The 9,004-nt window shown below is 72.1% G+C and carries 14 protein-coding genes; 5 read left to right on the top strand and 9 right to left on the bottom strand.

Annotated features, from left to right (window positions below):
• Nucleotides 1–93 precede the first annotated feature (93 nt).
• From AB0M93_RS10355 to AB0M93_RS10340, 4 genes are all read right to left on the bottom strand, one after another.
• Nucleotides 94–753, bottom strand: coding sequence for a Scr1 family TA system antitoxin-like transcriptional regulator (locus AB0M93_RS10355; protein ID WP_364270639.1), 660 nt, complete (start codon nt 751–753; stop codon nt 94–96).
• The gene (locus AB0M93_RS10350) at nt 750–980 is read right to left on the bottom strand and encodes a hypothetical protein (protein WP_364270636.1); all 231 of its coding nucleotides are present in this window, start codon (nt 978–980) and stop codon (nt 750–752) included. The genes AB0M93_RS10355 and AB0M93_RS10350 overlap by 4 nt, the downstream gene beginning before the upstream one ends.
• A 305-nt stretch (nt 981–1,285) precedes the next feature.
• Nucleotides 1,286–1,822, bottom strand: coding sequence for a helix-turn-helix domain-containing protein (locus AB0M93_RS10345; RefSeq protein WP_364270633.1), 537 nt, complete (start codon nt 1,820–1,822; stop codon nt 1,286–1,288).
• Nucleotides 1,819–2,151: a hypothetical protein gene (locus tag AB0M93_RS10340; RefSeq protein ID WP_364270631.1), complete on the bottom strand. Its 333-nt coding sequence runs from the start codon at nt 2,149–2,151 to the stop codon at nt 1,819–1,821. Before AB0M93_RS10340 ends, AB0M93_RS10345 begins: the two co-directional genes overlap by 4 nt.
• A 161-nt stretch (nt 2,152–2,312) precedes the next feature.
• Between AB0M93_RS10340 and AB0M93_RS10335 the strand changes: the two genes are divergently transcribed.
• From AB0M93_RS10335 to AB0M93_RS10325, 3 genes are all read left to right on the top strand, one after another.
• Complete coding sequence (locus AB0M93_RS10335; RefSeq protein WP_364270628.1) at nt 2,313–3,176, top strand: helix-turn-helix transcriptional regulator; 864 nt, start codon at nt 2,313–2,315, stop codon at nt 3,174–3,176.
• 21 nt (nt 3,177–3,197) lie between these two features.
• Complete coding sequence (locus AB0M93_RS10330) at nt 3,198–3,386, top strand: DUF397 domain-containing protein (protein ID WP_364270625.1); 189 nt, start codon at nt 3,198–3,200, stop codon at nt 3,384–3,386.
• A 66-nt stretch (nt 3,387–3,452) separates the two neighbouring features.
• Nucleotides 3,453–3,626, top strand: coding sequence for a DUF397 domain-containing protein (locus AB0M93_RS10325; RefSeq protein ID WP_364270622.1), 174 nt, complete (start codon nt 3,453–3,455; stop codon nt 3,624–3,626).
• A gap of 6 nt (nt 3,627–3,632) precedes the next feature.
• On the opposite strand, the gene AB0M93_RS10320 is transcribed toward AB0M93_RS10325, so the two are convergent.
• Both AB0M93_RS10320 and AB0M93_RS10315 read right to left on the bottom strand, forming a co-directional pair.
• Entirely contained in the window at nt 3,633–4,043 is a 411-nt protein-coding gene (locus AB0M93_RS10320) for a YkvA family protein (protein ID WP_364270619.1), read from the bottom strand.
• Complete coding sequence (locus AB0M93_RS10315) at nt 4,040–4,585, bottom strand: Chromate resistance protein ChrB (protein WP_364270616.1); 546 nt, start codon at nt 4,583–4,585, stop codon at nt 4,040–4,042. The genes AB0M93_RS10320 and AB0M93_RS10315 overlap by 4 nt, the downstream gene beginning before the upstream one ends.
• A 242-nt stretch (nt 4,586–4,827) precedes the next feature.
• Here AB0M93_RS10315 and AB0M93_RS10310 point away from each other — a divergent pair, with 242 nt between their 5' ends.
• A complete protein-coding gene (locus AB0M93_RS10310; protein WP_364270613.1) occupies nt 4,828–5,232 on the top strand; it encodes an STAS domain-containing protein in 405 nt (134 codons plus the stop codon).
• A 6-nt stretch (nt 5,233–5,238) separates the two neighbouring features.
• Here the strand turns inward: AB0M93_RS10310 and AB0M93_RS10305 are convergent, their stop codons facing one another.
• The 3 genes from AB0M93_RS10305 to AB0M93_RS10295 form a co-directional block, all read right to left on the bottom strand.
• The gene (locus AB0M93_RS10305; RefSeq protein ID WP_364270611.1) at nt 5,239–5,961 is read right to left on the bottom strand and encodes a MerR family transcriptional regulator; all 723 of its coding nucleotides are present in this window, start codon (nt 5,959–5,961) and stop codon (nt 5,239–5,241) included.
• A gap of 22 nt (nt 5,962–5,983) precedes the next feature.
• On the bottom strand, nt 5,984–7,384 hold the full coding sequence (locus tag AB0M93_RS10300; RefSeq protein WP_364270610.1) for a serine hydrolase domain-containing protein: 1,401 nt from the start codon (nt 7,382–7,384) through the stop codon (nt 5,984–5,986).
• Nucleotides 7,385–7,606: 222 nt separating this feature from the next.
• Nucleotides 7,607–8,284, bottom strand: coding sequence for an SDR family oxidoreductase (locus AB0M93_RS10295; RefSeq protein WP_364270706.1), 678 nt, complete (start codon nt 8,282–8,284; stop codon nt 7,607–7,609).
• A gap of 87 nt (nt 8,285–8,371) precedes the next feature.
• Between AB0M93_RS10295 and AB0M93_RS10290 the strand changes: the two genes are divergently transcribed.
• Nucleotides 8,372–8,941: a TetR family transcriptional regulator gene (locus AB0M93_RS10290; RefSeq protein WP_364270607.1), complete on the top strand. Its 570-nt coding sequence runs from the start codon at nt 8,372–8,374 to the stop codon at nt 8,939–8,941.
• Nucleotides 8,942–9,004: the final 63 nt, after the last annotated feature.

The raw sequence follows: 9,004 nt of genomic DNA, 5'->3' as shown, positions 1-9,004 counted from the left end.
ATCCGCACCGAACGTCGAGCTGACATCCACGAAGCCATCCTCAGCCTCGCTTGCTCGATCATCTGCCTCCGCAAACTCATTCTGAACTGATCCCTAAGGGGTCACCGGGCAGGCGCGGGCCCGGTCAGCCGCTTTCCGTTGCAGGCGCAGAAAAGTCGCCCGGTAGCGCTCGACCGTACGCGGGTCGCCGAGGTGGATCCGGGTGTGTTCGTGCCGGAGGAGCACTGTGCTGGTGCCGGCCGCGAATTCGTGAATCGCGAAGGCGTGGCTCGTGCCGATGCCGTCCGGGACGACCTGGACCGTGACGTGCTTGGCCTGGGGGAGACCGGCGGCCGTGCGCCGGGCGGTTTCGCTCACCAGCAGGACGTGCCGGCAGCCCGGCGGGACCGACGGCGGGACGTCCGGGAGCGCGTGCGGGGCCCACTCCAGCACGCGGACGGCGTGCTGCTCGGACAGCTGCGCCAGGCGGCCCGCTTCCGGGCCGAGGTCTTCGATGTAGCCCGGCTGGTCGCTCTGCTGGTGCAGCTGCATCAGCCGCCGGTATTCGGCCGGTTTCGCCTGCAGGTAGCCGAGGACGTACGCGGCGGCCTCGGCCGGGGGCCGGCGGGTGCCCAGTTCCCACGCCGACAGGTCGGCGGCGGCCAGGCCGAGCTTGCGGGCCAGGGCGCGCAGGCCCACTCCCCGCGCGGTGCGCTGGTCTCGGAGGCCGCTGCCCAGCAGGAGCAGGGCCGGGCGCAAGGGGGGTTTCGTCATGCTGTTTCCCGATTCGTGTGGAAGAGGTCCGGCGGCGCCGCCACGATGCCCGCGTCGACGTCGTCCGCGTGCGAGCGGAGCAGGTCGGCCAGTTCTTCGGCCTGGTCGGCGAAAGCGCGTTGCTCGTCCGGGCCGGCCGTGCCGTCGGCGAGCCGGGCGGTGAGCACGCCGATCCGGGTCTGGGTGGCGCGGAGGAGGTCGACGAGGTGGTGCGTGGCGCGGGGCATGGCGACTCCGGGTGGTGCGGTTCGGTCCGAAAAGGACAGCCGGCGCAACCCGCCGAGGACGCGGCACAGGAGCACGAACTCCGGGTGCTCGGCGAGCTGCAGGTCGGTTTCGGACGGCCACGCGGCCGCCGGCGCGTCGGCGCACGTGGACGTGACTGAGGGGGTTGACCCGCGTCGGTGACAACCGGCCGCGAGCGGGCACCCGTTCGCTACCGTTGCCGTGCCGGGTCCAGCAGCGCCCGGCCGCGGCGGCTTCCTCCCCGCGCGTGGTTTCCCTCCAGTCTCCACGCCGGAGAGGGAGCCGCTCACCGGGGCAGCCCGCGCACGTGGGCAAACGACTCGTCGTAGCACCGCCGGATCACCTCCCCGGGGTCGAGGCCCAGTGCGTGGCCGACGATGACGAACGCGACGAGCGGGATCGCCCGGCTGCCGCGTTCCCAGTGCCCGAGGATCGCCGGGCTGTAGCCGACGCCGCCGGCGGCGACCACCTGGGCCCGTGACCACCCGCGAAGCCGCCGCGCGGCCAGGAGTTCCGCGCCGAGGGTGACCCGGAACTGCCGGGTCGACATGGCGATGACGGTGCCGCGCGGGGAGTGCAGCGCGGCCGGCCCGGCCGGGTGCGTCCGTCCTTCCGGGACGGTGCCGGTCTCCTGGAACCCCCGCACCCAGCGCCGGATCGTCGTCGGCGAGACGTTCGCGCGGGCGGCCGCGTCGGCCTGGGAACGGCCGTCGTACCAGTGCTGGACGGCGGCGGCGCGGACGCGCCGCCCCCGGTCGCCGTCCCGGACGGCGGTGGCGAGGGTGCGGCGCTGCCGGTCCGACAGCGGTGGGCGCAGTGTCATGGCGTGTCCTCGCCGGTCCAGCCCAGCACGGTGAACAGCACTTCGTCGGGAGCTCCGGCGACCGGGCCGCGAATCGGGACGGTGCCGTGCTTTCCCCAGTCGCCGGGGGCGAACCGGGCGCCGATGGCGTGCATCGGGTCCTTGGCCGCTTCGATGACGACGACGTCTTCGTGCGTGGCGGTGGTCCGCCGGCCGAGCAGTTCGTGCGGTGCGGCCGAGCCGGCCGGACGCGCCTGCCACGTCCAGCCCCGTTCCCGCGCGACGGCGATGGCGCCGCTCGCCCGTTCCCACGCCGCGGGCACCTGGCCCCACGCATCCGGGGTGCTCATGTGTCCTCCCGAGGTGGCTCGTTCCGGCCCTCACTGTCAGGCAAAATTGCATGTCACGCAAGCGAAACGATCTGTAAATTTACAGAGTCAGCCGATCGAGTGACCGCGCAACTTGTCGCGGCTGCCGTAGGCTCGGCGGCGATTTCGAGGAGAGGAGCACCGTGCCCGACGAGGCGAAGGCGAAGACTTCGGGTGTCCGCATGCGGCGGATCGCCCGCACGATCGCGGCTTGGCGGCTGGAGAGCGGTCAGGACCAGCTCGACGTCGCGAAGGCGGTCGGCTGGTCGAACGCGAAGCAGTCCCGCATCGAGACGGCCAAGCTGCCGATCACCCCGGCCGACGTGATGACGCTGGCCCTCCACTTCAGCCGGCCACCGGAGGAGCGGGACGCCCTGTTCCGCGACGCGCAGACCGCGCACAGTCCCCGCTGGCTGGAGCAGATTTCGGCCGACGCGTTCGCTGCGGACGTGCGCGAGTACGTGGCGCTGGAGTCCGAAGCGTCCAGCGTGCGGATCTTCAAGATCGATGTCGTACCCGGGCTCTTCCAGACGGAGGGCTACGCGAGGGCGATCTCGAAGCTGGGTTCGGCGCCGGATGACGAGCAGTACGAAGAACGGGTTCAGGCGCGCATCCGCCGGCAGGCTCGCCTGACGGACGATTCGCCGCTGGCTGTCCGCTGCGTGCTGACCGAAGCCGTGCTGCGAATCCAAGTGGGCGGCCGCGAAACCTGGCTCGGGCAGCTGCGCCGGATCGCCGAGCTCATGGAGTTGCCGAACGTCGACATCAGGCTCCTGAAGAGCGAGCGCGGCGCGTACTACGCCATGGGCTATCCCTTCAGCATCTTGGGTTTCGACGACAACGAGCCGGACATCGGTTACATCGAACTGTTGTACGCCGGTGTGTACCTTGAGCAAAAGGCGGAGGTCCAACCGTATGTCGAAGCCTTCGACGAACTCTGGGCATCAGCCGAAGAGCCGGACGTCTCCCGTGAGCTGCTGATGGAGATCATCGGAGCGGCCGGATGATCAAAAGACTGGAGACTGAGGTTGAACGAGACGCAACTGCCGGAGGCGGCGTGGCGCAAGAGTAGCTACAGCGGCCAAGGCGGCAACGAGTGTGTCGAGGTGGCGATCCTCGGCGATGGCGCTGCCGTTCGTGATTCGAAGGACCCGCGTGGCGGGTTCTTCGCCCTACCGGGCGACGGCTGGTCGGCGTTCCTGGCTGCCGTCAAGTAGCGGAGCACGGGCGAGTGCCGGGGCTGGCCGGTACTCGCCCGCTTCGCTGAGCGAAGGAGGCTGACGTTGGACGAGGCAATCTGGCGGAAGAGCAGCTACAGCGCTGCGGGTAACGAGTGCGTCGAGGTGGCGATCATCGGCGATGGCGCTGCCGTGCGTGACTCGAAGGATCCGCGTGGCGGTTTCTTCGCCGTCCCGAGCGCCGGGTGGTCGGCTTTCCTGGCTGCCGTCGCGAAGTAGCCGGGCTCAGCGGAGCCCGGTCAGGCGGGCCAGCGCCGCGAACCCGTCGTCGGTGCCGGGCCAGTGGGCGCGCACGGCGTCGAGCCCGGCGCGGCGGACGACGCCGCGCAGGACCGCGGTGACGATGATGGCGTCGTCGGCGTACCCGAGCACGGGGATGAAGTCGGGGACGAGGTCGATGGGCAGCGCGAGGTAGGCCAGGAGCAGCCCGAGCCGGATCCGGACGCCGCGGGGGAGCGTCCTGTCGGCGGCGAGGCGCCGGATGAGCCGCAGGACGTCGGGCAGCAGCCGCAGCGCCTCCCGCAGCAGCCCACCCCGTGGCCGGACGACGACCAGCGCCACCACCAGGACCAGCCACGCCAGCAGCAGCGCGGCTCCGACGCCGATGAGCAGGTCCCCCCAGAACGAGCCGGTCATGGTCCGGAACCCTCGGCGCGCAGGGCGGCTTCTTCGAAGGCGGTCAGCGCGGCGGCGGCCTCCTCGACGGCGTCGCGGGCGTGGCGGCCGGCGAGGGCGTCGAAGTAGTCGCGAGCGGCGATCTTGGCCAGCCAGCCGCGGAAGCGCTGCAGGTCGGCTTCGGATTCCTCGACTTCGGCGTAGGTGACGTTGCCGCGGGCCTGTTCGCCGTCGAGTTCCCGGCGCAGTTCCGGCAAACGCTGGAGGACTTCGGCGTATTCGGTGTCGCGGGCGGTGTTGAGCTCGGCGATCACCGCCTGTTCCTCGGCCGGGTCGGTGAAGGTCATCGACAGCACCCGGGCCGAGCCCCCTTGGTGGCGGACGCGGACGGACAGCCGGCGGATCTCCCGCACCACCGGCGGCCGCGCGGGCAGCAGGCACACCGACTGCTGCAGGTAGAGCGCCCCGAGCGAGCGGAGTTTCCGCCACACCTGCACCCGCAGCGAGTCCGGCGCGCCGGCGGTCGACACGCTGATGACCAGCCAGCTCTGATCGGACGTCACATCGCGATGTTACACCCGTAACATCGTCGCTCGGTCCGGTAACCGGGGATTGAACGGCGCGGCGAGTGGGCAGTAGGCCCACTGCCGGGGACGCCCGGCATCAGCGTCGCGGCGTCGCAGCCGCGGCACTGCGGTTGAGACCACCAGCCGCCGACCGGTTCCGAGCTGCCCGAGGGGCAGCAGCCGGCTGCACGGGAAGTGCCGGCCGATCCCGGCCTCCCGTTCCGATGAGGAGGCCACTGATGCTCGCCACGTCCACCGAGGTCGAGGTGCCCCACGTCGTTCCGGCGCGGGCGCGCGTCGTCGTCACCACCACGGCCGGGCACACCGCCGTCGCCGTGACCGGCGACCTCGACCTGTCGGTCACCTCGTCGCTGCACGAACGGCTCGAGGCGGAGCTGAGCCGGCGGCCGGCCGCGCTGGTCCTCGATCTGGCCGGCGTCACCTTCTGTTCCGCCGGGGCGCTGGCGGTGCTGCTCGACGTCGTCACGACCGCCCACGCCCGCGGCGTCCCGTGCGCGATCGTCGCCACCGACCGCGCGGTGCTGCGCCCGATCCGGCTGCTGCGGCTCGACCGCGTCCTGCCCCTGCACGCCGACCGCGCCGAAGCCGAGGACTGGCTTTCGCTGGTGCGCCGCCTGCGGTGAGGGCGGTCAGCCCCGCAGGAGCCGGGCGAGCTCGTCCCAGGCCGGCGACGAAGCCCCGGGCTGGGACTGCTGCGCAAGCCGGGCGATGGCGGGGTTCTGCACGGGCCGGGTTTCGGACCGGTCCGGGCGGCCGGTCATCCAGGCCCGCGTGCGGTCCGCGAGCGCCGGGAGCCGCGGGTCGTCCCGCGGCCAGTCGTAGGCGGCGTCGTGGTCGAGGTACAGCGCGCGGAATTCGGGATCGCCGTCGACGAGCTCGCGCTTCTCGGTGATCCACCCGGCCGCGTCCTCGGGAGAGGCGGTGCGCATCAGGATCCAGCCGTCGCGTTCCAGCCGGACCTGGCGTTCGCTGACGCCGAGCCGGCGCAGCGCGTCGAGGTAGCCGGCGACCTCGTCCGGGACGAAGAGCCGCTCGCCGCCGCGGAGCTGGGCGAGCTGTTCGCGGCTGCGCTGCAGCCGTCCGATGCGCTCGACGAGGTCGCCGTCGATTTTCGCGATGGCGGCGGCCAGCGTGGCGGGGTCGGCGTCCAGGAGGTCCTTGACGCGGGCCAGCGGGACGCCCGCCGCGGCCAGGGTCCGGATCTTGACGAGGTCGACGGCGTGCTGGGCGGTGTAGCGCCGGTAGCCGGCGGAGTCGCGGCCGGGCTCGGCGAGCAGGCCGCGCTCGTGGTAGTGGCGGACGGCTTTGACACTCACCCCGGCGTACTCGGCGAGCCGGCCGATCGTGATCATGGTGCCCATCCTCCCAGGGCCGTCACGCCCGGCGGGTCAACCGGCCACCGCCGTTGCGGAAGCGCGCGTGCCCGTCCCGGACGTCGTGGTAGGAGACGAGCAGCAGCCGCAGGTACCCGTCGAACGTCTCCGCCGGGTAGCCGGCCGGCGCGAACAGCCCGGGCCGGACCGGCACGTACCGCTGCGGCGGCGCGGCGGTCGCGCCGCCGGCGAACCGGGTGAAGATGCGCTCCTGGGAGGCGTCGGCGGGCTCGTAGGTGACCCGTTCCTCCAGCTGCCCGTCGAGGATGCTGACGTCGATGCGCAGCTGGTTCGAACGGTAGGTGCCCACGTAGGGCGTGAGGTCGACGTCGGGCTGCGGTCCGGTGAGCAGCGAGGGGATCCGGACGCCCAGGTGCTCCTCGAGCAGCGTCCGGAGGATCCGGTCGTGCAGCATGATCGCGCCGGGCGTGTTCCCGAAGGCGGCGAAGACGAAGTCGTGCTCCGGTACGACGCAGAGGATGGCCACGCCGCCGGGCGAGGCGCCCGACATGGCGAGGACGGTCGTGTCGCCGAACGGGTAGCGCACCCAGCCCAGGCCCATCGGCGGGACGTTCGGGGTGGCCATGTCGTGCCAGACCTCCTGCATCAGCGCGACCGACGCGGCCGACAGGACGCGGGTGCCGCCCGGGGAGACGCCGCCGGCGAGGTGGGTGCGCCCAAAGGCGAGCAGGTCGGCGACGGTCCCGATCGGCGTGCCGCCGGCCGGGCCCCAGGTGTCCGGCAGGGTGAACATGGTCGTGGGCCGGGCCTCGCCGGTCCCGGCGTCGGGGAAGTGCCCGACCGCGGTGCTGCGCAGGATGGCCTGCTCGGCCGAGGTCCCGGAGTCCCGCATCCCGACGGGCGCGTAGACGTCGCGTTCGAGCAGCTCGGGGAAGGACAGGCCGGTCACGGCCTCCAGCAGGCGCCCCGCGACGATCATGCCGCCGTTGGAGTAGCTGAGCTGTTCGCCGGGCTCGAACAGCGTCCCGCAGCTGCCCGCCAGGCCCTCGACGTAGGTCTTGAGCGCGTCGCGGCCCTGGGCGTCGGGGAAATAGAGGTCGGCGTCGATGCCGTTGGTGTGCGAGACCAGGTGCCGGACCAGGATCTTGTCCGCCGCACCCGGGGTGGCCAGGGCGAATTCCGGCAGGTAGGCGACCACGGGTTCGTCGAGGTCCAGCCGCCCGCGTTCGACCTGCTGCAGGACGAGGGTGGTGGTGAGGACCTTGGTGACGGACCCGAAGAGGAAACCGGTGTCTTCGCGCATCGGCGCCCCGGTGGCGACGTTGGCGGTCCCGTGCGCGACGACGACCTGCTCGCCGGCGTGGTGGACACCCGCGACGAACCCGGGGACGTCACCGGTGAGCTGCTCGCGGATCCGGGCTTCGATGGTGGTTTCGTTCATGACCGCATCGTCGAACCCTGCCCCTGGGGCAGGGTCAAGCCCGGATCCGGCGGCCGGCGCCCGGCCGTCCAAGGTTTCTTCAAGGTCCGGCCGCGAGAGTGGCGGATGCGAACTCCGCGACGAGCCGGCGCCGATCGTCGCGGCCAGGTGCGGGTGAGCGGGCTCGGCTGGGGGTGGGGCCCGCTCACTCCGCGTGCCGCCCGAGGTGACGGCGGGGCCGGGTCAGCGGGTGAGGAAACCGCCGTCGACGAAGAGGTCGTGGCCGTTCATGCCGCCGTTGCGGAGCAGGAAGTCCGTGGCGTCGGCGATCTCCGCCATCGTCACCAGGCGCCCGGTCGGCGTGCGCTCGGCCTGCTGCCCCAGGTCGGCGTCGCGCCACCGCGGGCTGTCGCCGACCAGGCCCGGGTGCAGGGCGTTGACCCGGTGCGGCGCGAGTTCGATCGCCAGCGTCTTCACCAGGCCGGTGACGGCGCTGTTGAAGGTGGTGATCACGGTCGAGCCCGGGTAGGGCCGTTCCTTGGCCAGGCCGCCGAAGAGGACGACCGACGCCTCCGGCGTGAAGCGCTCTCTGAGCACTCTGACGGCTTCGGTGTAGCCGACCAGCTTCGTCGTCACCGCGGTGATCGCCGCGGCGACGTCGAAGTCCCGCAACGTGTTCGGGCGCTGGTGGCTGGCGGTGATCACCAGGTGGTCGAGGTCCGGCACCCCGGCGGCCGAGGCGGCGATGGTCTCCGGCCGGGCGAGGTCGAGGCCGAAACCGGCCGCGGCCGGCCCGATCTCCTTGGCGACCGCCTCGGCGCGGCTCGCGTCGCGGCCGGCGACCACGACCGTGCCGCCCCGGTCCGCGTGCCGCTGGGCGATGTACCGGCCCAGGCCGTCGGTGCCGCCGATGATCAGCATGGTGCTCACGAGTGCTCTCCGTCCTGTTGACCACTTGGTCATTAACCAGCATAGTGCGCTTGCTGACCACTTGGTAAATTGACCGGCATGACCCGACGCCCGCACCGCCGTGATCCGGAAGGCCACCGCCAGGCCATCCTGGACGCCGCCCGCACCTGCTTCGGCGAACGCGGGTTCGCCCGGGCGACCGTGCGGGAGATCGCGTCGCGCGCCGGCGTCACCCACGGCCTGGTCCTGCGGCAGTTCGGGTCGAAGGAGCAGCTGTTCCTGGCCGCCGTGCCGGGCCACCGGGAACTCGACGCAGTGATCGCCGGCGACCCGGATACGCTGCCCGAACGCGTCGCGCACGCCTACGTCGAGCGGATGGAGACCGGCGCCGCCGTCGACCCGCTCGTGGTCCTGCTGCGCAGCATCGCCTCGGACCAGCAGGCGGCGGCGAAGCTGTACAGCGCGATGGAAGCGAGCAGCATCCGGGCCTACCGCGAAGTCGTCGACGGCGAGGACACCGCCGTCCGCGTCGCGATGCTCGGGGCGCAGCTGATCGGCGTGACGGTCAACCGGTACATCGCCCGGACCGGGCCGCTCGCCGACCTGCCCGCGGCCGAGCTCGCCGCCCACCTGGCGCGCGTTCTGCGGACCATTCTCTTCGACGCTTGAAACGTAATAATCACGCGTTGACGCTCCACTGTGCGGCGTAGTAGCGTCACCGCGCTGCGGTAT

It is taken from the genome of Amycolatopsis sp. NPDC051102 (assembly GCF_040682815.1).
GTDB lineage: Bacteria > Actinomycetota > Actinomycetes > Mycobacteriales > Pseudonocardiaceae > Amycolatopsis.
The sequence above is the reverse complement of the archived record's forward strand: the minus strand, read 5'-3'. Positions and strand labels throughout refer to the sequence as shown.